The 22,391-nt window shown below is 71.5% G+C and carries 24 protein-coding genes; 17 read left to right on the top strand and 7 right to left on the bottom strand.

Annotated features, from left to right (window positions below; all coding sequences use genetic code 11):
• The first annotated feature begins 1 nt into the window (after window position 1).
• The 10 genes from ACZ6SQ_RS10240 to ACZ6SQ_RS10285 all read left to right on the top strand — a co-directional run bounded on the left by ACZ6SQ_RS10240 (window position 2) and on the right by ACZ6SQ_RS10285 (window position 7,786).
• Window positions 2-412 carry a TadE/TadG family type IV pilus assembly protein gene (locus ACZ6SQ_RS10240; RefSeq protein WP_469558919.1) on the top strand — a complete coding sequence of 137 codons (411 nt, stop codon included), beginning with the start codon at window positions 2-4 and terminating at the stop codon, window positions 410-412.
• Entirely contained in the window at window positions 409-1,746 is a 1,338-nt protein-coding gene (locus ACZ6SQ_RS10245) for a CpaF family protein (RefSeq protein WP_469558922.1), read from the top strand. Before ACZ6SQ_RS10240 ends, ACZ6SQ_RS10245 begins: the two co-directional genes overlap by 4 nt.
• A 9-nt stretch (window positions 1,747-1,755) precedes the next feature.
• Complete coding sequence (locus tag ACZ6SQ_RS10250; protein WP_469558925.1) at window positions 1,756-2,703, top strand: type II secretion system F family protein; 948 nt, start codon at window positions 1,756-1,758, stop codon at window positions 2,701-2,703.
• Between the two features lie 10 nt (window positions 2,704-2,713).
• Window positions 2,714-3,601, top strand: coding sequence for a DUF5936 domain-containing protein (locus ACZ6SQ_RS10255; RefSeq protein ID WP_386380672.1), 888 nt, complete (start codon window positions 2,714-2,716; stop codon window positions 3,599-3,601).
• Window positions 3,602-3,609: 8 nt separating this feature from the next.
• The gene (locus tag ACZ6SQ_RS10260) at window positions 3,610-4,926 is read left to right on the top strand and encodes a sensor histidine kinase (RefSeq protein ID WP_469558927.1); all 1,317 of its coding nucleotides are present in this window, start codon (window positions 3,610-3,612) and stop codon (window positions 4,924-4,926) included.
• On the top strand, window positions 4,923-5,696 hold the full coding sequence (locus tag ACZ6SQ_RS10265) for a response regulator (RefSeq protein ID WP_469558930.1): 774 nt from the start codon (window positions 4,923-4,925) through the stop codon (window positions 5,694-5,696). The genes ACZ6SQ_RS10260 and ACZ6SQ_RS10265 overlap by 4 nt, the downstream gene beginning before the upstream one ends.
• A gap of 69 nt (window positions 5,697-5,765) precedes the next feature.
• Window positions 5,766-5,954: a Flp family type IVb pilin gene (locus ACZ6SQ_RS10270; RefSeq protein ID WP_469559575.1), complete on the top strand. Its 189-nt coding sequence runs from the start codon at window positions 5,766-5,768 to the stop codon at window positions 5,952-5,954.
• Window positions 5,951-6,544, top strand: a complete 594-nt coding sequence (locus ACZ6SQ_RS10275) for a pilus assembly protein TadG-related protein (RefSeq protein ID WP_469559578.1) — start codon at window positions 5,951-5,953, stop codon at window positions 6,542-6,544. Before ACZ6SQ_RS10270 ends, ACZ6SQ_RS10275 begins: the two co-directional genes overlap by 4 nt.
• Window positions 6,545-6,581: 37 nt before the next feature.
• Window positions 6,582-7,163: a hypothetical protein gene (locus tag ACZ6SQ_RS10280; protein WP_469558933.1), complete on the top strand. Its 582-nt coding sequence runs from the start codon at window positions 6,582-6,584 to the stop codon at window positions 7,161-7,163.
• A gap of 8 nt (window positions 7,164-7,171) precedes the next feature.
• On the top strand, window positions 7,172-7,786 hold the full coding sequence (locus tag ACZ6SQ_RS10285; RefSeq protein WP_469558935.1) for an OmpA family protein: 615 nt from the start codon (window positions 7,172-7,174) through the stop codon (window positions 7,784-7,786).
• A gap of 39 nt (window positions 7,787-7,825) precedes the next feature.
• Here ACZ6SQ_RS10285 and ACZ6SQ_RS10290 read toward each other — a convergent pair whose 3' ends face one another.
• The 4 genes from ACZ6SQ_RS10290 to ACZ6SQ_RS10305 form a co-directional block, all read right to left on the bottom strand.
• Window positions 7,826-8,626, bottom strand: a complete 801-nt coding sequence (locus ACZ6SQ_RS10290) for a sugar phosphate isomerase/epimerase family protein (RefSeq protein ID WP_469558938.1) — start codon at window positions 8,624-8,626, stop codon at window positions 7,826-7,828.
• A gap of 50 nt (window positions 8,627-8,676) precedes the next feature.
• On the bottom strand, window positions 8,677-9,609 hold the full coding sequence (locus ACZ6SQ_RS10295; RefSeq protein ID WP_469558941.1) for a bifunctional helix-turn-helix transcriptional regulator/GNAT family N-acetyltransferase: 933 nt from the start codon (window positions 9,607-9,609) through the stop codon (window positions 8,677-8,679).
• Between the two features lie 312 nt (window positions 9,610-9,921).
• Entirely contained in the window at window positions 9,922-10,518 is a 597-nt protein-coding gene (locus tag ACZ6SQ_RS10300; protein ID WP_386380660.1) for a dihydrofolate reductase family protein, read from the bottom strand.
• A gap of 131 nt (window positions 10,519-10,649) precedes the next feature.
• Window positions 10,650-11,102 carry a nuclear transport factor 2 family protein gene (locus ACZ6SQ_RS10305; protein WP_469558945.1) on the bottom strand — a complete coding sequence of 151 codons (453 nt, stop codon included), beginning with the start codon at window positions 11,100-11,102 and terminating at the stop codon, window positions 10,650-10,652.
• Window positions 11,103-11,224: 122 nt separating this feature from the next.
• On the opposite strand from ACZ6SQ_RS10305, the gene ACZ6SQ_RS10310 reads away from it, so the two are divergent.
• Entirely contained in the window at window positions 11,225-11,602 is a 378-nt protein-coding gene (locus ACZ6SQ_RS10310) for a VOC family protein (RefSeq protein ID WP_469558948.1), read from the top strand.
• 135 nt (window positions 11,603-11,737) lie between these two features.
• Here the strand turns inward: ACZ6SQ_RS10310 and ACZ6SQ_RS10315 are convergent, their stop codons facing one another.
• Complete coding sequence (locus ACZ6SQ_RS10315; protein WP_469558952.1) at window positions 11,738-12,784, bottom strand: LacI family DNA-binding transcriptional regulator; 1,047 nt, start codon at window positions 12,782-12,784, stop codon at window positions 11,738-11,740.
• A 336-nt stretch (window positions 12,785-13,120) separates the two neighbouring features.
• Here ACZ6SQ_RS10315 and ACZ6SQ_RS10320 point away from each other — a divergent pair, with 336 nt between their 5' ends.
• From ACZ6SQ_RS10320 to ACZ6SQ_RS10330, 3 genes are read left to right on the top strand one after another with little or no spacing between them, the layout of a single operon-like run.
• Window positions 13,121-14,278, top strand: coding sequence for a Gfo/Idh/MocA family protein (locus tag ACZ6SQ_RS10320; RefSeq protein WP_469558955.1), 1,158 nt, complete (start codon window positions 13,121-13,123; stop codon window positions 14,276-14,278).
• A complete protein-coding gene (locus ACZ6SQ_RS10325; RefSeq protein ID WP_469558958.1) occupies window positions 14,275-15,426 on the top strand; it encodes a dihydrodipicolinate synthase family protein in 1,152 nt (383 codons plus the stop codon). Before ACZ6SQ_RS10320 ends, ACZ6SQ_RS10325 begins: the two co-directional genes overlap by 4 nt.
• Window positions 15,427-15,455: 29 nt before the next feature.
• Window positions 15,456-16,256 carry a sugar phosphate isomerase/epimerase family protein gene (locus ACZ6SQ_RS10330; RefSeq protein WP_469559580.1) on the top strand — a complete coding sequence of 267 codons (801 nt, stop codon included), beginning with the start codon at window positions 15,456-15,458 and terminating at the stop codon, window positions 16,254-16,256.
• Between the two features lie 23 nt (window positions 16,257-16,279).
• Here ACZ6SQ_RS10330 and ACZ6SQ_RS10335 read toward each other — a convergent pair whose 3' ends face one another.
• A complete protein-coding gene (locus ACZ6SQ_RS10335) occupies window positions 16,280-16,684 on the bottom strand; it encodes an effector-associated constant component EACC1 (protein WP_469558960.1) in 405 nt (134 codons plus the stop codon).
• Window positions 16,685-16,889: 205 nt separating this feature from the next.
• Window positions 16,890-17,855 (bottom strand): AraC-like ligand-binding domain-containing protein, encoded by a 966-nt coding sequence (locus tag ACZ6SQ_RS10340; protein ID WP_469559583.1) that lies wholly within the window; start codon window positions 17,853-17,855, stop codon window positions 16,890-16,892.
• Between the two features lie 242 nt (window positions 17,856-18,097).
• Here ACZ6SQ_RS10340 and ACZ6SQ_RS10345 point away from each other — a divergent pair, with 242 nt between their 5' ends.
• The 3 genes from ACZ6SQ_RS10345 to ACZ6SQ_RS10355 all read left to right on the top strand — a co-directional run.
• Window positions 18,098-18,508, top strand: a complete 411-nt coding sequence (locus tag ACZ6SQ_RS10345) for a cytidine/deoxycytidylate deaminase family protein (protein ID WP_469558963.1) — start codon at window positions 18,098-18,100, stop codon at window positions 18,506-18,508.
• Window positions 18,509-18,581: 73 nt separating this feature from the next.
• Complete coding sequence (gene recD2, locus ACZ6SQ_RS10350; RefSeq protein ID WP_469558966.1) at window positions 18,582-20,837, top strand: SF1B family DNA helicase RecD2; 2,256 nt, start codon at window positions 18,582-18,584, stop codon at window positions 20,835-20,837.
• Window positions 20,838-21,114: 277 nt separating this feature from the next.
• Window positions 21,115-22,391 (top strand): citrate synthase (locus tag ACZ6SQ_RS10355; protein ID WP_469558969.1); only part of this gene is annotated, 1,277 nt, incomplete at its 3' end.

A 22,391-nucleotide genomic window follows, 5' to 3' on the forward strand; every position in this document is an offset into this window, starting at 1 on the left:
CATGACGTACGACGCCCACGACGCCCACGGCCCCCGCAGCTCCCACGGCTCCGGGCGCCGCGACCGCGGCCAGGTGGCCATCGAGTACCTGGGCTTCCTCCCCGTCCTGATCCTCGTCGCCATGGCGGGGGTCCAGATCGGGCTCATCGCCTACGCCGGCCAGCAGGCGGGCACGGCGGCGCGGGCGGGGGCGCGCAGCGCGTCACTGGGGGAGAGCGCGCAGGAGGGCTGCGCGCAGGCGGTCAGCGACTGGCTGTCCGTCTCCTGCGCCTCCGCCCCGGGCGGCGACGAGGTCACGGTCACCGCGACCGTGGACATCCCCTCCGTGGTCCCCGGCTGGGACTTCGACACCGCGAGGAAGACCGCCACCATGCCCCTCGACCACACCGACGAGGAGTCCGGTCAGCCATGAGCCTGCGCGCACGCATCAACTCCCCCGAGGAGAGCGGCAGCCGGGGCGAGGACGGTCATCTGGTCGCCTCCTACCGCGCCAAGCTGCTGGAGGAGATCGACCTCGCCGAGATGAGCTCGCTCGCGGCCGCGGAGCGCCGGGCCCGCCTGGAGCGGGTGCTCGGGCACATCATCAGCCGCGAGGGCCCGGTGCTGTCGACCGTCGAGCGCTCGCAGCTGATCCGCCGGGTCGTCGACGAGGCCCTGGGCCTCGGCATCCTCGAACCGCTCCTCGAGGACGCCTCGGTCACCGAGATCATGGTGAACGGCCCGGACGCGATCTTCGTGGAACGCGGCGGCAGGGTCGAACAGCTGCCGATGCGGTTCGCCTCCGCCGACCAGCTGATGCAGACGATCGAGCGGATCGTCTCGACGGTCAACCGACGGGTCGACGAGTCCAACCCGATGGTCGACGCCCGGCTGCCCTCGGGCGAGCGGGTCAACGTGATCATCCCGCCGCTCTCGCTGACCGGCCCGATCCTCACCATCCGCCGCTTCCCGCGCTCCTTCACCCTTCAGGAGCTGATCGGCTTCGGCTCGCTCGACGAGCACATGCTGTACCTGCTGGCGGGCCTGGTGCAGGCGAAGTTCAACATCATCGTGTCCGGCGCGACGGGCACCGGCAAGACGACCATGCTCAACGCCCTGTCCGGCCTGATCCCCGGCGGCGAACGCATCATCACCATCGAGGACTCCGCCGAACTCCAGCTCCAGCAGTCCCATGTGATCCGCCTGGAGTCCCGGCCTCCGAACGTCGAGGGCAAGGGCCACGTCACCATCCGCGACCTGGTCCGCAACTCCCTGCGGATGCGCCCCGACCGCATCGTCGTCGGCGAGGTCCGCGGCGGGGAGTCCCTGGACATGCTCCAGGCCATGTCCACCGGCCACGACGGCTCGCTCGCCACCGTCCACGCCAACAGCGCCGAGGACGCCCTCACCCGTCTCCAGACCCTGGCCTCGATGTCCGACGTGGAGATCCCGTTCGTCGCCCTTCACGACCAGATCAACAGCGCGGTGGACGTCCTGGTCCAGCTGACCCGGTTCGCGGACGGCGCCCGGCGCATCACCGAGATCGCCGTCCTGGACAGCGCCGGCGGGGAGCCGTACCGCCTCGCCACGGTGGCGCGTTTCGAGGCGCAGCCGATGACCCCCGACGGCCGGGTCCACGGCGCCTTCCGGTACTTCCCGCTGCCGCGCCGCACCGCCGACCGCCTCTACATGGCGAGCCAGCCCGTCCCGCAGGCCTACGGCGTCGCCCGGCACGACGAACAGCTCGCCACCCGAGAGGCCAGGTAGGACCGCCCCATGGAACTGAGCACCCTAGTCCAGCTCACCAGCGGCCTCACCCTGCTGGCCTGCGTGCTGTCCGTCCTCGGCGTGCACGCGTACGCCACGGGCCGCGCCCAGCGGCAGGCGCTGGTGGAGCGGCTGGCGATCGAGAGCGGCCACGGCACGGCCACCGGCCGAAGGCGCTACTTCCGGGGCCTGGACCGCAGGCTGCGCCGCACCCGCCCGGGTCGCTCGCTGGAACTGCGCCTGGTCTCCACCGGCCTCGATGTCACACCCGGCGAGTTCTTCGCCGCCATGCTGTTCACGGTCGCCGGTCTCTGGCTGGTCGGACAGGCCGCCCTCGCCCCCTTCTTCGGCCCGATCGCCGGACTCCTCGGCGTCTGGGCGGCCTGGCAGTTCCTCAACTGGCAGCGGCAGAAACGCATCGAGCGGTTCATCAACCAACTGCCCGAACTGGCGCGCATCCTGGCCAACGCCACCCAGGCCGGCCTCGCCCTGCGCACCGCCATCGGCATGGCGGCGGAGGAGCTGGAGGCTCCGGCCGGCGAGGAACTGGCCAAGGTGGCGAGCCACTTGGCGATGGGAGCCTCGATGGACGACGCCCTCGGCGAGCTCGCGGACCGCCTGCCCTCCCGCGAGCTGGTCGTCCTCGTCACGACCCTGGTGCTCTCCAACCGGGCCGGCGGCCAGGTGGTCGGCGCCCTGCGCAACCTCACCGAGACACTCGAGGAGCGCAAGGAGACCCGCCGCGAGATCCGCACCCAGCTCTCCCAGGTGAGCATGACCTCGTACGCCGTACCGTTCATGGGCGTCGGCTCGCTGTTCCTGATGAACGGCGTGAAGGACGGCGCACTGGACCGGATGACCGGCTCCCCGGTCGGCCAGGCCTGCGTGATCATCGCGTTCGGGCTGTACGCCGTCGGCTTCTTCCTCATCCGCCGCCTGTCCCGCATCGACGTCTGAGGAGGTTGCCATGGCCTTGCTGCTCGCCCTGCTGATGGGCCTCAGCGTCTGGGGCGCCTTCGCCGGGATCCGGATGTACCGGGCGGACGCGAAACTGCCCAGCGACCTCGCCCTCGCCCTGGAGGTCGGCGCCACCCGCACCGGCGCCGTCGACTCCCTCATCGACCGCATGGGCATGCGCTACGCCCCCGCCGTGCTGCGCCTGATGGGCCCGCGGCAGGTCGCCAGGTACCGCCGCAAGATCGACCTCGCGGGCAACCCCGGCGGTCTGACCATCGACCGCTACGCCGCCCGCCGCGCGGTCTACGGTGCGCTGGGCGGGGTGGGGACGCTGGTGTTCCTGCTGCGCGGCGACTACCTGGTGGCCCTGCTCCTGCTGGCCTTCGGCGCGCTGTGGACCGAGGTCGGCATCTGGTCGGCGATACGGGTGCGCAGGGACGTCATCGAGCGCACCCTGCCCGACTTCCTGGACGTCCTCGCGGTCGTGGTGGGCGCGGGCCTCGGCTTCCGCCAGGCGCTGGACCGGGTGGCCTCCCGCTACGAGGGCCCCTGGGCCGACGAGATCCGCATCACCCTGCGCCAGATGGACCTCGGCATGAGCCGCCGACAGGCCTTCGCGGAACTGCGCCGCCGCAACGACAGCGAGCAGGTGGCCATGTTCGTGACGGCACTGCAGCAGGGCGAGGAACTGGGTGCGCCGATCGTCGACACCCTGGTCGCCCTCGCGAAGGACATGCGCCGCACCGACGCCCAGAACGCCCGCCGCAAGGCCGCCCGCGCGGTCCCCAAGGCCACCATGATGATCACCACGTTCATGGTTCCGGCCACGATGCTGCTCCTGGGAGCGGGCCTGCTCCTGGGCTCCGGCACCGACTTCGGCTCGGTCACGGGCCGGTAGGGGGAACCGTGGCGACGATCGCGACGACGGCCCGCGGGAACGCCGGGCTGCTCAGACGATGGGGGACGGCCTCCGTGGCGGCCGACTCGGTGGCCCTGCCCCTCCAGGTCAACGCCGTGCAGGCGATGTGCCGCCAGGTGTTCGGCTTCCGCCTGGCGATGATCGCCGTCGCGGCCCCGGCGGCTCTGCTGGGCGCGGGCCCGGGCCTCGGCGTACGCCTGGTCGGCGCGGCCGTGGTGGTCACCTTCATGGGCTCCTACGTCCTCTTCCGCGACTGGGAGCGCTTCGGACCGCTGCTGCTCGCCCACCCGAGCCTGCTGGCGGCCGACACCCTCTTCGGCGCGCTGCTGCTGATCTCCGCGGGCCCGGACACGACCCTGGCGTACGTCAGCGTCTGCACGCCCCTGCTGGCCGGCATCGTCTACGGCTGGCGGGGCGCGGCCTTCTTCGCCTCCCTCCAGGGGCTGATCCTGCTCCTGGTCCACGCCACGCTGGGCCCCGGCGAGGACCTCGCCGAGTCGCTGCTGCTGCCCGGCCTGTGCGTCATCACCGGGGCCGTCGGCTCGACCCTGCGCAACCTGCTCCTGCGCTTCGGCGAGGCGACCGAGGCCCTCACGGCGGTACGGTCGCGGCTCGCGGTCTCGGAGGCGGTGAACTCCGAACGCGCCGCGTTGGCCCGGGATCTGCACGACTCGGTGGCGAAGACGCTGTACGGGGTGGCCCTGGCCGCCGAGGCCCTCGCCCGGTCGGCCGCCGCGCCCGCCCCGGACCCGGCCGCCTTGAAGGCGCAGGCGGACCTGATCGCCCGCTCGGCCCGCCGGGCGGCGGCGGAGTCCCGCGAGCTGCTCTCCGACCTCAGACGCGCCTCGGGCGAGGAGGGCGCGGCGGCCGTGGACCTCGACGCGGAACTCGCCGCGCGGGTCGCGCACTTCGCGCCGGGCCCGCGGCCGAGGACGACGTACGAGGCGCGCACGGGGGCCGGTTGCTCGCTCCCCAAGCTGCCCCGGGTGCAGGCCCGCCACCTGCTGGCGATCGTCGGAGAGGCGCTGGACAACGCGGACCGGCACGCGGCGGCGACCCGCGTCCGGGTCCGCCTGACCGCCGACGACGGCCTCCTCACGCTCACGGTGGACGACGACGGCACCGGACTCCCGCCCGGGACGACCCTCGAGAACCTCCGCCGCTCCGGCCACTTCGGCCTGCTGGGCATGACCGAGCGCGCGGACTTCCTGGGCGCGCACCTGCACATCGGGCCGGGCGACGGGGACCGGGGCACGGAGGTACGTCTGCGGATGCCGCTGCCGTCGGGGAGGGAGCCGGGGTGAGCGCCGAACACGCCGAACACGCCGGACACCTGCGGGTCGTCGTGGCCGACGACAACCCGGTCGTCCGGGCGGGCCTCGCCGCGCTGCTCTCCGACCGGGAGGACATCACGGTGGTGGCCCAGGCCGCGGACGGCCGCGAGGCCTGCGAGGCGGCCGCCCGGCACGCCCCGGACGTGGTCCTCCTCGACGTCCGTATGCCGGGCCTGGACGGCCTCTCGGCCCTCCCGCACCTGGTCCGGCTCGCCCCGGTGCTGATGCTGACCTACAGCCGCGAGTCCGAGACGGTCCAGGAGGCGCTGCGACGCGGCGCCGTCGGCTACCTGGTCCACGGCGAGTTCACCACCGACGAGCTGGTGACGGCCGTACGGGACGTGAGACGCGGCCGGCCCCACTTCACCCCGAGCGCCGGGGCGGTGGTGCTGGCGCAGTTGCAAGGAGGTGCGACTGCAATGAACGACAGTCAAATCCCTTCCCCCGAAGGCGATCGAAAACTCAAAAACCTTTCGCAACTGCAAGCGACTGTGAGACAGTCGACACCGTCAGGCCCCGACCGATCGGGCTACCGACTCAGCGCCAGGGAGGCCGAGATCATGAACCTCATCGCCTCCGGCATGACCAATCACCAGATCGCCGCCGCCTGCTTCATCTCCGAGAAGACGGTCAAGAACCACATCAACCGCATCTTCGCCAAACTCCACAGCACCACCCGCGGCGAAGCCGCCGCCAAGTGGCTGGGAACCGCGCCTGGTTGTCCGGGAGGCCCCTCATGACCGGACCTTGGGCCCCCGGTTGGGCCCACGGACCCTCTTCCCCACCCCTCTCCCGGGGTACTGCTAGCGATGACGACAGAGTTTCCAGTGCGGCGAGAGGGCAGCGCCATGCGCAACGACAAGGGTCAGACCGCGGTGGAGTACCTGGGGATCATCGCGGTGGTGGTGGCGATCGTGTTGGCGATCACGGGGACGGACATCGGCGAAGCCATCTTCGATGCGATCAGCAACAAGATCACAGAAGTCACGGGCGGCTGACCCGCCACAGATTCGGTGACACAGGGCAGGCCTTCCCCATCTACATCACAGTGGTGGCGGGCCTGCTCTTTCTTGCGTTCGCGTACCTCGCGGTCGGCCAGGCGGCGGCGAATCGCAACGAAGCCCAGACAGCGGCTGACGCCGCCGCGCTCGCGGCGGCACAGGAGACGCGGGACCAGCTCACCGACGCATGGATCGAGGTCGTGCTCGACCCGGCCAAGTGGCGGGAGATCCTCGATGGTCGTCTTCCGACGGACGACCCCTGCTGGCGGGGCTATCAGTTGGCGGAACTCAACGACGCCACGGCGAAGTGCTTCTGGGACGGCTTCCTGAGGATCGAGGTGGAAGCCACGACCAACAAGCCCGTCGGGGACTCGATCGTCCCGGGCACGGAAGACCAGAAGTCGACAGAGACCGCCGCGGCCGTGGTCGAGCCGCGTTGCGACTTCGACCCTCTCGAAGAGGGCGCCGCCGACGACGTCCTGCCAAGCCTGCGGTGCGACGACGACGAGGTCTGGGATCTCGACCCGGAAGATTTGGACGACCTTCCGAAACCCGAGGACCTTTTCGACGTCCATCTGACTGACTGAGAAGCGAACGACGAGCGAGGGAGAAGGAAGCGGAGTCATGAGCATTCGGTTCACGACGAAGGCCCGCAAGGGGATGGTCGCAATGACCGTTGCGGCCGGTCTGGCCCTCGGTGTGGCCGGTTGCAGCGGTGGGGGAGACGACGACAAGAAGGCCGACAGGTCATGGTCCTCTTCCGTGCCGCGTGACTCCCACCCCAGTGCTCAGGAGGGGCAGTCGGAAGAGCCTCTGACCGAGTTGAAGGGTTCGGACGGCCTGCTCCTCCAGATCACGTCGGTAGTCCGGGACGCCGGCGGATTCGTCACGGTGAACGGCAGCCTGAAGAACGACAGCGGCGACACGGTCACGGTCCCCGCCGCACTCCGTGGTGACGAGACGGAGATCATCCAGCACGGACGCTCACTGGGCGGGGCCACACTCGTGGATGCCAAGAGCAAGAAGCGCTACTACGTACTCCGTGACACGGACGGACGCCCCCTGACCACCACAGACCTTGGCGCCCTGAAGTCGGGTGAAACCGTCCCGGTTTTCATGCAGTTCCCCGCGCCCCCCACCTCCACGACCGAAGTCACCTTCCAACTCCCCACCTTCGCCGCCGCTCCCATCCAGATCTCCGGGTGAGCCCTCCCATGACCCCGACCCGCCTCACTCTGGGCCTGACCCTGACAGCGACGACGCTTCTCCTGGCCACCACGACGGCCCAGGCGGACGACACTCCCAGCGTCCCCCCGGGCACCGAGCCGACCGCGTCGGCTCCCGTCGAGGTGGACGGCAACGACCCCGACCTCAAGCTCCCCGAGGGCGCGACCCTGGCGGAGCCGAAGGTGCTGGACATCAAGCAGGTGGTCGAGGAACAGAGCGGCGACGAACGCCGGGAGGACACCAACGCGGACGTGAAGTTCGCCCTCCAGGCGGAGGTCCTCTTCGGCAAGGACAGCGCGAGACTCGACCCGGAGGCGAAGTCCCGCATCAACGCGATCGCGGAGGAGATCAAGGCCCAGAACGCGACCAAGGTCAGGGTCTTCGGCTTCACCGACAACCTGGGCTCCTCGGCCCACGGCGACGTCCTCTCCAAGCAACGCGCCAACGCCGTCCACGCCGTCCTCGACAGCGCCCTGAACGCGGCCGGCATCACCTTCGAGGTCCGCGGTTACGGCGAGCAGTACCCCATCGCCTCCAACGCCACCGAGGCGAGCCGCAAGAAGAACCGCCGAGTGGAGATCTCCTTCCCCCGGGGCGACTGACAGAGCCCGGCCGTCGTGGGGCTCGGGGCGCGCCGGGGGCTACGCCGACTCGTTGAGGAGGCGGCAGAGGTGGTCGTGGCCCGGGGCGAGGAGGTCGGGCAGTGGGCGGGCCGCCTCGTACCAGCGCTTCTCGTACTCCCAGCACAGCCAGCCGTCCCAGCCGTGCCGGGAGAGGACGTCGACGCACTCCGTCAGCGGCAGGACCCCGGCGCCCAGGCCGAGCGGCAGGGTGTCGTCGGCGGAGGCGATGTCCTTGACCTGGACGTAGCCGAGGTAGGGGGCGAGGGCGGCGTAGGACTCGGCGGGCTGCTCACCGCCGAGCCAGGTGTGCATGACGTCCCACAGGGCGCCCGCGTTGCGATGGCCCACCAGGCCCAGGACCCGGATCGCGTCCGCGCCGGTGCGGTGCGAGTCATGGGTCTCCAGCAGGATCCTCACCCCGGCGTCGGCGGCGTGCTCGGCGGCCGTGGCCAGGCGGCGGGCCGCCGTGATGTCGGCGTCCTCGGTGGGCTGGTCCACGTCGGCGCCCGGGAAGACCCTGACGTACGGGGCGCCGAGATCCCGGGCCAGGTCCACCAGCTCGCGCAGCTCCGTCACCACGGGATCGTCGGGGCCCGGCCCGGCCACCCGCGTGTACCCGGCCACGGAGAGCGGCTCGATGCCCGACGCCTCGAACTGCGCCACCACCTGCGCCCGTTCGGCTCCGCTCAGCCCCGGGTTGACCGGCTCCTCAGGGTGGGTCCGCAGCTCCACGCCGTGGAACCCGTGGGCCGAGGCGAGCCGCAGCACGTCGGGCAGCGGCAGACCGGGAACGCCGAGGGTGGAGAACGCCAGCTTCATGCTCGTGACCTTACTGGCGCCCGGCCCCGAGCGCGCGGCACGAGCGTGGGTCAGTCCGCGCTCTCCCGCAGTTCCAGCCGCCAGTCCTGCCCGACCAGGTCGTGCCCGAAGGACCGGTGCCGGGTCTCCGCCGCGAGGACGAAGCCGTGCCGCTGGTAGATGCGGCGTGCGGCGGACAGGACGTCGTTGGTCCACAGGACCAGCTCGCGGTAGCCGACCCCGCGCGCGAACTCGATCACCTCCGTGACCAGGCGGTCCCCGATGCCCAGCCCGCGTGTGTCCGGCTCGACGAGCAGCAGCCGCAGCCTGGCCGTGCCCGGTGCCTCGTCGCGTACGCACATCACGCAGCCCACCGGGCGGCCGTCCAGCTCGGCGATCCACACCCGCTCCAGATGCGGGTCGTGGTCCTGGGCGAAGTCCGCGACGATCCTCGCCACGAGGCCCTCGTAGTCGGCGTTCCAGCCGTACTCGGCGCAGTACAGCGCGGCGTTGCGCTGCACGATCCAGCCGAGGTCTCCTGGGCCGGGCTCGCGCAGTACCACGTCCTCGGGGCGGGGCGCGCGGCCCTCGCCGAGGAGCGTCCGAACGGTCCGCAGGGCCTCCGCGAGCCGTGGCCGGTCGGTGGGGCCCACCTGCGCCAGCAGGGCCCCCACGGTCTCCTGGGCCCGCTCGTCCAGCAGGCTCGCGGCCTCCCGCCCGCGCGCGGTCAGGGTGATCCTCGTCCGCCTCGGATCGGTCTCCGAGGGCCCGCGCTCGATCAGGCCGCCCCCCTCGAACCTGTTCAGGATCCGGCTCAGGTACCCCGCGTCCAGATGCAGCTGCGCCCGCAGGTCGGCGGCGTCGGTGCGGGGCGCGTGCGCGAGCTCGTACAGGACGCGGGATTCGGTGAGGGTGTAGGGGGCGTAGAGGTGGCGGCCGTAGTCGAGGGCGCCGATGAGGTTCGTGTAGAAGCGGTTGAAGGAGCGGAGGTCCTGGACGGTCATGGTCTGCCCCGGTGATCGGTGATCGGTGATCCGTGGTCGGTGGTGGCTCGGGCGACGGACCGCCCCTGACGCTCCCGCTTCCCGTCCACGCGTTCCGTCCACGGGCTTCCCGTGCCCACCGGCCCGTTGCCCGCGAACCCGGCCCGTTGCCCGCGAACCCGGCCCGTTGCCCGCGAACCCGGCCCGTAGCCCGCGAACCCGGCCACTCGATCGCTGACTCAGTCAGAGGTTCCGTCGTCTCCGAGCGTAGACCTCCGCCCCCGGCGCGTCCATGCCGTCGACCGACGCGCCCCTCACTCGGGGCCGAGGCCCTTACTCGCCCTCGACGCGCCGGTACACGTTCACCAGCGTCCCCGTCCCCGCCTTCGCCGTGGACACCAGCTCGAACGGGAACTTCCGGCCCCCGTCGGGGAAGATCGTCTTGCCGCCGCCCAGCACCACCGGCATCACGATCAGCCGCAGCTCGTCCGCGAGGCCCTCGGCGATCAGGGTGCGGGCGAGGGTCGCGCTGCCCATCACGAGCACCGTGCCCCCCTCGGCCTTGCGCAGTCGGCTCAGCTCCGCGACCGCCTCGGCGACCGGGATACGGACGGTGTTCTCCCAGGTCAGGTCGGTGTCGCCGAGGCTGTCGGAGACGACGTACTTGCGGATGGAGTTGATCCGGTCGGCGAAGGGGTCACCGGCCCGCGCGGGCCACGCCGACGCCATCACGGCCCAGGTGCGGCGGCCGAACAGCACGGCGTCCGCCTCGCCGAGCGCCGCGTCGAACGCGCCCCCGACCACCTCCGGGTCGAAGTAGGGGCCGGTCCAGCCACCGTGCGTGAAGCCGCCGTCGGTGTCCTCCTTGGGGCCGCCGGGAGCCTGTACGACGCCGTCGAGGCTGATGAACTCGGTGATGACGATCCGCATGGGGTGCTCCTTCATCCGTACGCCGGTGCGTTACGCCCTGTAGACGGACAGGACGCCGCCAACTCATCGCACCCCGGGATACTCGCTCCCGCGAGGCGACCGCGCCACCGGGCCCCGGCCCCACCCCGGCCTCAGGCGCCGGCCTCAGCCCCGACCCCGGCCTCGCCCCCGACCCCGGCCGGCGGCCTCCCCCGCGTCCACACCGCCCGCACCGCGACCCGTTCGAACCGCCAGCCCCCGTGCGTCCGCACCAGATCGCCCTCGTAGACGCCGCCGACCGTGAAGGCCGACTCGTCGGCGTGCACATGGGTCATCAGCGCGTTCCAGGAGGCGGTGGCCCGGTCGCCGTCGATCTCCGCGAGGAGCCCGGAGGCGACGTGCTGGGTGCGGACGTACCGCCCGAGCGCGGTCTCGGCGGCCCGCACGGCCTCGTCCCCCGAGCCGTCGCCGAGAGGTGTCTCCATCCGGGCGTCGCCGGTGGCGTACGGCAGCATCCAGCCGGGCCGGAAGTCGCGGGCGTCCAGGGCGCGGAACATGCGGTGGACGAGGGTCTCGATCTCCCTGGCATCTTCATGAGTGCTCATGAGTCCCACTCAAATCCCTCAACCGCGCTTGAGGTCAAGGGTGTTGGGGAGCCGAACCGCGTCCCGCACCCACCCGCGCAATTCCCTTGCGAGGGCCCCCGGCCCCGTGATCCGGTGACCCCATGACCTCACTCATCCGGCACATCACCGTCGACTGCACGGACGCCTTCACCCTCGCCTCCTGGTGGGCCCAGGCCCTGGACGGCAGGCTCGCCGAGGACGACAACCCGGGCGACCCCGAAGCCACGGTCACCACGTCCACGGCCACCCTGCTCTTCGTCCGCGTCGACGACGCCAGGTCCGTGAAGAACCGGGTCCACTGGGACCTCCAGCCCCAGGACCGCAGCCGCGACGCGGAGGTCGACCGCCTTCTCGCCCTCGGCGCGAAGATCCAGGGCGACCACCGCCGCCCCGACGGCACCGGCTGGGTGACCCTGACCGACCCCGAGGGCAACGAGTTCTGCGTGGAGCGCAGCGCCGCGGAACGCGCCGCGCAGTGACACCCCCGCCCCCCTGATCCCCTCGACCCCCCGACCCCGAGGCGCCGCACGCCGCCGAGGAGCCCCCGAGCAGCCCCCAGAGAGGCCCTCAAAAGCCCCGAAGGACTCCCGAAAGACCCCAACCCCCACCCCCGCTCAGCCCTTGGGCACCCCCGTCGACCCCCGCACCACCAACTCCCCCCGCACCGCCGCGATCCCACCCGGCGGCGGCTCCTCCCGGCCCATCGCGATGCGTCCGGCCCGGGCCCCCGCCTCGGCCAGCGGCAGCCGTACGGTCGTGAGCGCCGGTACCGCGTCCACGCTGAACGGCAGATCGTCGAACCCCGCCACGGACACGTCCCGCGGGATGCTCAGTCCGGACTCCCGCAGGGCCGCGCACGCGCCGAGCGCGACGGAGTCGTTGGCGGCGACCACGGCGGTCAGCGTCGGGTCCCTGCGCAGGAGTTCGAGGGTGGCGTCGTAGCCGGACTGCCGGTCGTAGCGGCCGTGGACGGTCCAGGCGGGGTCGTCGGTGACGCCCGCCGCCGCCAGCGCGGCGCGATGGCCCTCCAGCCGGTGCCGGGTGGTGGTGCGCTCCTCCGGGCCCGCGATGTAACCGAGCCGGCGGTGGCCGAGGGTGAGCAGGTGGTCGGTGAGCCGCTGGGCGCCGCCGCGGTTGTCGAAGGCCAGTGTCACGGCGTGGGTGCCGGGCACCTGCGGCCGCCCGCACAGCACCACCCGCGTCCCGGCCTCGGCCAGTTTGCGCAGCTTCACCGCGACGGCCTCCGCGTGCGGGGCGTCCTCCACCGCGCCTCCGGTCAGCACCACGGCCGCGGCCCGCTGCCGCTGGAGCAGCGTCAGATAGGTCAGCTCGCGCTCGGGTGATCCGCCCGTGTTGCACACGACGGCCAGCCGCTCGCCGCCCGCCCGGCCACCGGGGCCGCCGATCTCCGACTGGATCGCCCCGGCCATGATCCCGAAGAACGGGTCGGCGATGTCGTTGACGAGTATGCCGACCAGGTCCGAGGTGGCCGCGGCGAGCGCGCTCGCGGGACCGTTGAGGACGTAGTCGAGCTCGTCGACCGCCTTGAGCACCCGCTCCCGGGTGGAGGCGGCGACGGGGTAGTTGCCGTTCAGTACGCGCGACACCGTCGCGGGCGAGACCTGGGCGCGGGCCGCCACGTCCGCCAGGGTCACCGTCATCTCGTAGTCCTCCGGTCGCGCATGTGTCGTACGTGCTCGTACGTCCTCGTACACCGGCCACCGCGGAGAAGGGCGGCCGGTTGCGAGCAGACCTTACGGCGCCTCGCCCCGGATGTTCGCCCCCTCGAACGAATCGAGACCGTCGCGGCCTTGTCCGACCGCTGATCAGAGGCTAGCTTCTCTGCACATAGAAAGCGCTTGCTGTACGCGCTTGCTGTGATGACTCGGCAGACGACGGATGCGCGCGGGCGCGGACGCCCCGGCGTTCCGCGGGGCTCGCGCCCCCGCTGTCCGGGCGACCCGGCAGGCCCGTGCGACGCCGACGAAGGGAACGACGTGACACGCAAGACGGTGCGTATCGCCATGAACGGAGTGACCGGGCGCATGGGCTACCGCCAGCACCTGGTCCGCTCCGTCCTGGCCCTGCGCGAGCAGGGCGGACTCGACCTCGGCGACGGAACCGTGCTGTGGCCCGAGCCGTTCCTGGTAGGCCGCCGCGAGCACGCGCTGAGGGCGCTGGCCGAGCGCCACGGCCTGGACCCGCGGCTCGTCTCGACCGACCTGGACGCCGTCCTCGCCGACGACGCCGTGGAGATCTACTTCGACGCCCAGGTCACCTCCGCCCGTGAGGAGGCGATCAGGAAGGCGATCGCCGCGGGCAAGCACGTCTACACCGAGAAGCCCACCGCCACCGGCCTGGCCGGCGCCCTCGAACTGGCCCGGCTGGCGCGGGAGAAGGGCGTCAAGCACGGCGTCGTCCAGGACAAGCTGTTCCTGCCGGGCCTGCTGAAGCTGAAGCGGCTGATCGACGGCGGCTTCTTCGGCCGCGTCCTGTCCGTGCGCGGGGAGTTCGGCTACTGGGTCTTCGAGGGCGACTGGCAGGTGGCCCAGCGCCCGAGCTGGAACTACCGGACGGAGGACGGCGGCGGCATCGTCGTCGACATGTTCCCGCACTGGGAGTACGTCCTGCACGAGCTGTTCGGCCGCGTCACCTCCGTGCAGGCCCTCACCGCCACGCACGTCCCGCAGCGCTGGGACGAGGACGGCAAGCCCTACGACGCCACCGCCGACGACGCCGCGTACGGGATCTTCGAGCTCGAGGGCGGCGCCGTCGCGCAGATCAACTCCTCCTGGGCGGTGCGCGTGAACCGCGACGAACTGGTCGAGTTCCAGGTCGACGGCACCGAGGGCTCGGCCGTCGCCGGGCTGCGCACCTGCCGCGTCCAGCACCGCTCGGCGACCCCCAAGCCGGTGTGGAACCCGGACCTCCCCGCCACGGAGGCCTTCCGCGGCCAGTGGCAGGAGGTCCCGGACAACCAGGACTTCGACAACGGCTTCAAGGCCCAGTGGGAGCTGTTCCTCCGGCACGTCCACACCGACGCCCCCTACCAATGGGACCTGCTGGCCGGCGCCCGTGGCGTCCAGCTCGCCGAACTGGGGCTGAGGTCCTCGGCCGAGGGCCGCCGCCTCGACGTACCGGAGATCGCGCTGTGAGCATCCGACTGCCCGACGCCACGGGCGCCCTGCGCCTCTACGAGCCGCGCACCGAGCCTCTCACCGTGCGCCCCGGCGCGCCGCTCGCCTCCCGTACGGTCTTCTCGGCGGCGCATGTCGTCGCCGACCCGTACGCGGACACCACGCCCGACTCGCCCGCCGCCGTCGACTGGGACGCCACGCTCGCCTTCCGCCGCCATCTGTGGTCGCACGGGCTCGGGGTGGCCGAGGCGATGGACACCGCCCAGCGCGGGATGGGCCTTCAGTGGGCGGGCGCGGCCGAGCTCATCCGCCGCAGCGCCGCCGAGGCCAGGGCGTGCGGCGGCCGCATCGCCTGCGGCACGGGCACCGACCAGCTCGCCGCGGGCACCCTCGCCGAGGTCCGCGCGGCCTACGAGGAGCAGCTCGCGGTCGTCGAGGAGAGCGGGGCACAGGCGATCCTGATGGCCTCCCGCGCGCTCACCGCCGCCGCGGCCGGACCCGAGGACTACCTGGAGGTCTACGGCCACCTCCTCCGGCAGGCCGCCGAGCCGGTGATCCTGCACTGGCTCGGCCCGATGTTCGACCCGGCGCTGGAGGGCTACTGGGGCTCGACGGACCTGGACGCGGCGACCGCCACGTTCCTGGAGGTCATCGCCGCCCATCCGGACAAGGTCGACGGCGTCAAGGTCTCGCTGCTCGACGCGCGGCGGGAGATCGACCTGCGTCGGCGCCTCCCGGACGGGGTGCGCTGCTACACCGGCGACGACTTCCACTACCCCGAGCTGATCGCGGGCGACGGGCAGGGCTTCAGCCACGCCCTCCTCGGCATCTTCGACCCGCTCGGCCCGCTGGCCGCCGAGGCGGTCCGGGTGCTGGACACGGGGGACGCGGCGGGCTTCCGTGAACTCCTCGATCCCACCGTCGAGTTGTCCCGTCATCTCTTCCGGTCCCCGACCCGCTTCTACAAGACGGGCGTGGTGTTCCTCGCCTGGCTGGCGGGCCACCAGAGCCACTTCACCATGGTCGGCGGACTTCAGTCGGCCCGCTCCCTGCCGCACCTCGCCCGCGCCTACGAACTCGCCGACTCCCTGGGCCTGTTCCCCGACCCGAAGCTCGCGGAGGAGCGCATGAAGTGCCTGCTGGCCGTGCAGGGGGTGGAGCAGTGAGCGGCCTGACGCGGTTCTCGGTCAACCAGATGACGGTCAGGCAACTGTCCCTCCCCGAACTCACCGCCGCCTGCCTCGACCTGGGCGTCGGGAACGTCGGCCTGTGGCGCGAACCCGTCCAGGAGTACGGCCTGGTGGCGACGGCGAAGCTCGTCCGTGACGCCGGGCTGACCGTCACGACCCTGTGCCGGGGCGGCTTCCTGACGGCGATCGACCCGGCGGAGCGGTCCCGCGCCCTGGACGACAACCGCCGCGCGGTGGACGAGGCGGCCGCCCTGGGTACGGACACGCTCGTCCTGGTCTCCGGCGGACTGCCCGCCGGATCGAAGGACCTGCACGGCGCCCGGGAGCGGATCGCCGACGCGCTCGCCGAGCTGGGGCCGTACGCCGAACAGCACGGCGTACGCCTGGCCGTCGAGCCGCTGCATCCCATGTACGCGGCCGACCGCTGTGTCGTCTCCACCCTCGGGCAGGCCCTCGACCTCGCCGAACGGTTCCCCGCCCGGCAGGTGGGCGTCACCGTGGACACGTACCACGTCTGGTGGGACGACACCGCGCCCGCGCAGATCGACCGCGCGGGCGCGGCCGGCCGTATCCACACCTTCCAGCTCGCCGACTGGACGACCCCGCTGCCGCACGGCGTGCTCACCGGCCGGGGGCAGCTCGGGGACGGTTCGATCGACATGCGCGAGTGGCTCGGGTACGTGGAGAGGGCCGGGTACACCGGCCCGGTCGAGGTCGAACTGTTCAACGACGGGCTCTGGGCGCGGGACGGCCGCGAGGTCCTCGCGGAGACGGCCGAACGCTTCGTACGCCATGTGACCGGCTGAACCGGCCTGTCCCGCGCCCGAGTTCAGCGCACCCGGTCGCCCCCGTCCGTCTCCGAGCCGCGGGCGGCCGCGTCCAGGACCGTGCCGAGGTCGCGGACGAACGCCGCCCGCTCCAGGAAGGTGAACCGGCGCACGATCGAAGAGGTCAGCACGATCCGGGTGCCGTCGGTACGCGTGAGGTTCACCGTGCACTCGCGGCGGGCGGCCAGCCATGCCACCACGCTGCCCGCGAAAGCCTCGGTGACCACGCCCGGTTCGAGCACCACCAGCAGTACCAGTGGGCGCGTCTCGGCCGCGCTCGGCGGCAGGACGAGCGAGCTGTCGACCCGGACCCGGCCGCGCAGGGCGGGCTCGGTCGCCAGCCGGCGCCACAGTTCATGGATGCCGGTCCCGTTCGTCCGGCTCTCGACGGTGATTCCCACACGCATGTCCATCACCCCGTACGGTGGCGTGCGGTGCGCACGGCAGCGTCCGCGCACGTCGCACACCGGCTTCCCCCCTGCTTCCCCCTGCGGAGAAGAAGTGGTGCGGAGGAAAAGCATGGCCACGCGAGGCGCGGTAATTCATTGGCCATGAGTGCACGGATCTTGGCGATTTCTGCACGTTCCGGTGGCATCGCGTCGTTCTTGGCCGTCACATGTGATGCCGGTAGTCCCGGGGGGACATGCCGTACGCGCGGCGGAACTGGCGGCTGAAGGCGGCCGGGTCCTGAAAGCCCCACCGGGCGGCCAGCGCGGCGATGGGCCGCGACCGCAGCCCGGGGTCGGCGAGGTCGCGGCGGCAGTGTTCCAGCCGCCGGTGCCGGATCCAGGCCGCCGGGGTGGCTCCTTCCTCGGCGAACAGCTGATGGAGATGGCGCACGGAGATCCGGTGCGCGGCGGCGACGCCGGCGGGCGAGAGGGCGGGATCGCCGAGGTTGCGGTCGATGTAGTCCAGGGCGCGGGTGTGCAGGGCCCGCCGCCGGGACTCGGGGCTCATGGTGTCCTCGGCGTCCAGCGCCTGGCCGAGCACGGAGGTGAGCAGGTCGGTCGTCACACCGCCGAGCGTCGCCGCGTCCACCTCGGTGAACTCCTCGGCGTGCGACGCCAGATCGGCCAGCCAGCGGTACAGGGCCCCGCCGAGGCCCCGTCCGACCGGGATCGGCACGGCCAGCACCTGGCGTAAGGTCCGCGGCGGCAGCGGGAGCAACGCCCGCGGCACGGTCACGACGACGCACACGTAGTCGGCGTCCGGGCCGCCCGTGTGCTTGGCCTCGTACGGCAGGGTGCTGTCGACGATCACGAGGTCGCCCGGCGCGAAGCGGGAATGCCGTCCGTTGTGCGCGACCCGACCGGTGCCCTTGAACTGGCAGTTGATCTGGTACACCTCGGGGTCGAACCGCCGTATCGCCTTTGCGGTGCGCACCACTTCGAGGTCCGGGAAGACCATCTCCGCGACCTGCACCTCGCCCAGCGTCAGGATGCGCATGACGGCCCGGAAGTCGTCGTCGTGCTCGCTGCGCAGCAGGTTCGGCAGATGGGTGCGCGCGACGATGTCCTGCCACAGGTCCCAGCGCTCACCGGCCGCCACCGTGTCGGTCCGGTACTCGTTCACCAGCATGGCCACGCCCCCAACGCGTACCGCACGGCTACTGCTTGAGCACGCGCCATCCTAAGGATGCGGCCCGGTGAGAGTCTCGGCGGTCTCCGTGCAACCATTCGCCGCCATCGGGTGTCGTAGAGGGCGTCAGGACTCTTGGGGGGAAGATCTGGGGGGATCTGCGGGGGTTCTGAAAAGGGGAGGGAAAGCAGAGGGGCGTGCCCGGCCGACACCAGGCCCGGCACGCCCCTTACGCTGCGGGGATGACCGAGCAGCTGCACGAAGCCGTCCAGGAACTCGTCGAGGCCGCCGCGCGGGTGGCGCGTACCCGCTGCCGGGGAGACAACCACACCATGGCGGCCGCGGCCCGCGCCCGCGACGGCCGCATCGTCACCGCGGTGAACGCCTACCACTTCACCGGCGGCCCCTGCGCCGAACTGGTCCTCATCGGCACGGCGGCCGCCCAGGGCGTCTACGAACTCGACACGATCGTGGCCGTGGGCGACCGCGAGCGGGGAGTCGTTCCCCCGTGCGGGCGGTGCCGCCAGGTGCTGCTCGACTACTTCCCCTCGCTCCGGGTCGTCGTGGAGGAGGGCGGGGAGCTCCGTGCCGTCCCCGTCAGGGACCTGCTGCCCGCCACCTACGTCTGGGCCGACCACCAGCTCGACGCCTGACCGCGCGCCGGCCGCGCCCGCCCGGCCGCGGAAGGCGCGTGTCGCTGTCACACCCCACCGGTAACGTCGGACCATGCCCAACGACACGGCGAACCCCACCGGCGAGCGGCGCCTCGCCGTCCTCGAAGGCGTGTTGGAGAGAATCACGTACGCCAACGAGGAGAACGGCTACACGGTCGCGCGGGTGGACACCGGCCGGGGAGCCGGTGATCTGCTGACGGTCGTCGGCGCGCTGCTCGGCGCCCAGGTGGGGGAGTCGCTGCGGATGGAGGGCCGCTGGGGCTCGCACCCCCAGTACGGCAAGCAGTTCACCGTGGAGAACTACACGACCGTGCTGCCGGCCACGGTGCAGGGCATCCGCCGCTACCTCGGCTCCGGCCTGGTCAAGGGGATCGGGCCGGTCTTCGCCGACCGCATCACCCAGCACTTCGGCACCGACACGCTGAGGATCATCGAGGAGGAGCCCAAGCGGCTCGTCGAGGTGCCGGGGCTCGGGCCGAAGCGCACCAGGAAGATCGCCGACGCGTGGGAGGAACAGAAGGCGATCAAAGAGGTCATGCTGTTCCTCCAGACGGTCGAGGTGTCGACGTCGATCGCCGTGCGCATCTACAAGAAGTACGGGGACGCCTCGATCGCGGTCGTGAAGGAGCAGCCCTACCGCCTCGCCGCCGACGTCTGGGGCATCGGCTTCCTCACCGCCGACAAGATCGCCCAGTCGGTCGGCATCCCGCACGACAGCCCCGAGCGCGTCAAGGCGGGCCTCCAGTACGCGCTGTCGCAGTCGGCGGACCAGGGCCACTGCTATCTGCCCGAGGAGCGGCTGATCGCGGACGCCGTGAAGCTGCTCCAGGTGGACACCGGCCTGGTCATCGAGTGCCTCGCGGAACTGGCCGAGCCCGGCCCGGACGGGGAGGAGCCCGGTGTCGTACGCGAGAAGGTGCCCGGCCAGGACCCCGACGCCGGACCGGTCACCGCGATCTACCTCGTCCCCTTCCACCGCGCCGAACTCTCCCTGTCCGCCCAGCTCCTGAGGCTGCTGCGCACCGACGAGGACCGTATGCCCGGCTTCCGGGACGTCGACTGGGACAAGGCGCTCGCCTGGCTGAGGACCCGCACCGGCGCGGAACTCGCCCCCGAGCAGGAGGCTGCGGTGCGGCTCGCCCTGAGCGAGAAGGTCGCCGTGCTCACGGGCGGGCCGGGCTGCGGCAAGTCGTTCACGGTGCGCTCCGTCGTCGAACTGGCCCGCGCGAAGAAGGCCAAGGTGCTGCTCGCCGCTCCGACCGGCCGCGCGGCCAAGCGGCTGGCCGAGCTGACCGGGGCCGAGGCGTCCACGGTGCACCGGCTGCTCGAACTCAAGCCCGGCGGGGACGCCGCCTACGACCGGGAACGGCCGCTGGACGCCGACCTCGTGGTGGTGGACGAGGCGTCGATGCTGGATCTGCTGCTGGCCAACAAGCTGGTGAAGGCCGTGCCGCCGGGCGCGCATCTGCTCTTCGTCGGGGACGTCGACCAGCTGCCGAGCGTCGGGGCGGGGGAGGTGCTGCGCGACCTCCTCGCGGAGGGCGGTCCGGTTCCGGCCGTGCGGCTCACCCGGGTGTTCCGGCAGGCACAGCAGTCGGGGGTCGTCACCAACGCGCACCGCATCAACGCCGGGCAGCATCCGGTCACCGACGGCATGAAGGACTTCTTCCTCTTCGTCGAGGACGACACCGAGGAGGCCGGCCGGCTCACCGTGGACGTGGCGGCACGGCGTATCCCGGCCAGGTTCGGGCTCGACCCGCGCCGGGACGTGCAGGTGCTGGCGCCGATGCACCGGGGACCCGCGGGGGCGGGCACCCTCAACGGGCTGCTCCAGCAGGCCGTCACGCCGGGGCGCCCCGACCTGCCCGAGAAGCGGTTCGGCGGGCGGGTCTTCCGCGTGGGGGACAAGGTCACGCAGGTCCGCAACAATTACGACAAGGGGAGGAACGGTGTCTTCAACGGCACCGTGGGCGTGGTCACCTCGCTCGATCCGGTGGACCAGCGCCTCACGGTGCTGACGGACGAGGACGAGGAGGTCCCCTATGAGTTCGACGAACTGGACGAGCTGGCCCACGCGTACGCCGTCACCATTCACCGCTCCCAGGGGAGTGAATATCCCGCCGTGGTGATCCCCGTCACCACGGGAGCATGGATGATGCTTCAGCGGAACCTGCTGTACACGGCGGTCACCCGGGCGAAACAGCTGGTCGTGCTCGTCGGTTCGCGCCGGGCGATAGCCCAGGCGGTGCGCACGGTGTCGGCCGGCCGGCGCTGCACGGCGCTGGACTTCAGGCTCGCGGGCGGCTGACCGCGGAACCGGCCGGGGCGTCGTCCGCGCCGCCCGGATCCACCCAAAAGCACGCCGCGTCCTCCTTGCGACGAAAAATGATCGATCAAACGAGTCGCGAAGGTCACAGAGCACTTCCCGTGGCTCGACGGAGGGGGCAGGATGGGCAAGTTGGCGGCACTCAGTGCCGCCGATAAGCCCAATGGTCGACCCCGAGTGCACTCTCCTGCGCCAAATGGGGGATGGTAGAGACAGTCAGGGCACCTCGAAGATGAGGCACAAGTCGGTGAGGGAAGACGTGAGCGACAACTCTGTAGTACTGCGGTACAACGGCGACGAGTACACCTACCCGGTGATCGACAGCACCGTCGGGGACAAGGGCTTCGACATCGGGAAGCTGCGTGCCCAGACCGGTCTGGTGACCCTGGACAGCGGCTACGGCAACACCGCCGCCTATAAATCCGCCGTCACCTACCTGGACGGCGAGGCGGGGATCCTGCGGTACCGCGGTTACCCGATCGAGCAGCTCGCCGAGCGCTCCACCTTCCTGGAGGTGGCGTACCTGCTGATCAACGGCGAGCTGCCGACCGTCGACGAGCTCACCGTGTTCAAGAACGACATCACGCAGCACACCCTGCTGCACGAGGACGTCAAGAACTTCTACCGGGGCTTCCCCCGCGACGCGCACCCGATGGCGATGCTGTCCTCGGTGGTCTCGGCCCTGTCCACGTTCTACCAGGACAGCCACAACCCGTTCGACGAGCAGCAGCGCAACCTTTCCACGATCCGTCTGCTCGCCAAGCTTCCGACGATCGCGGCCTACGCCTACAAGAAGTCGGTCGGCCACCCGTTCGTCTACCCGCGCAACGACCTCGGCTACGTCGAGAACTTCCTGCGCATGACGTTCTCCGTCCCGGCCCAGGACTACGAGCTCGACCCCGTCGTCGTCTCGGCCCTGGACAAGCTCCTGATCCTGCACGCGGACCACGAGCAGAACTGTTCGACGTCGACGGTCCGCCTGGTCGGCTCGTCGCAGGCGAACATGTTCGCGTCGATCTCGGCCGGCATCTCCGCGCTCTGGGGCCCGCTGCACGGCGGCGCCAACCAGTCCGTCCTGGAGATGCTGGAGGGCATCCAGGCCTCCGGCGGCGACGTCGACTCCTTCATCCGCAAGGTGAAGAACAAGGAGGACGGCGTCCGCCTGATGGGCTTCGGCCACCGGGTCTACAAGAACTTCGACCCGCGCGCCAAGATCATCAAGGCCGCCGCGCACGACGTCCTCTCGGCCCTCGGCAAGTCCGACGAGCTGCTGGACATCGCCCTGAAGCTGGAGGAGCACGCGCTCTCCGACGACTACTTCGTCTCGCGCAGCCTCTACCCGAACGTCGACTTCTACACCGGCCTCATCTACCGGGCCATGGGCTTCCCGACCGAGATGTTCACGGTCCTCTTCGCCCTCGGCCGCCTGCCGGGCTGGATCGCCCAGTGGCACGAGATGATCAAGGAGCCGGGCTCCCGCATCGGCCGCCCGCGCCAGATCTACACGGGTGTGGTCGAGCGCGACTTCGTTCCCGT

This window comes from Streptomyces sp. NPDC048600, from assembly GCF_055587025.1.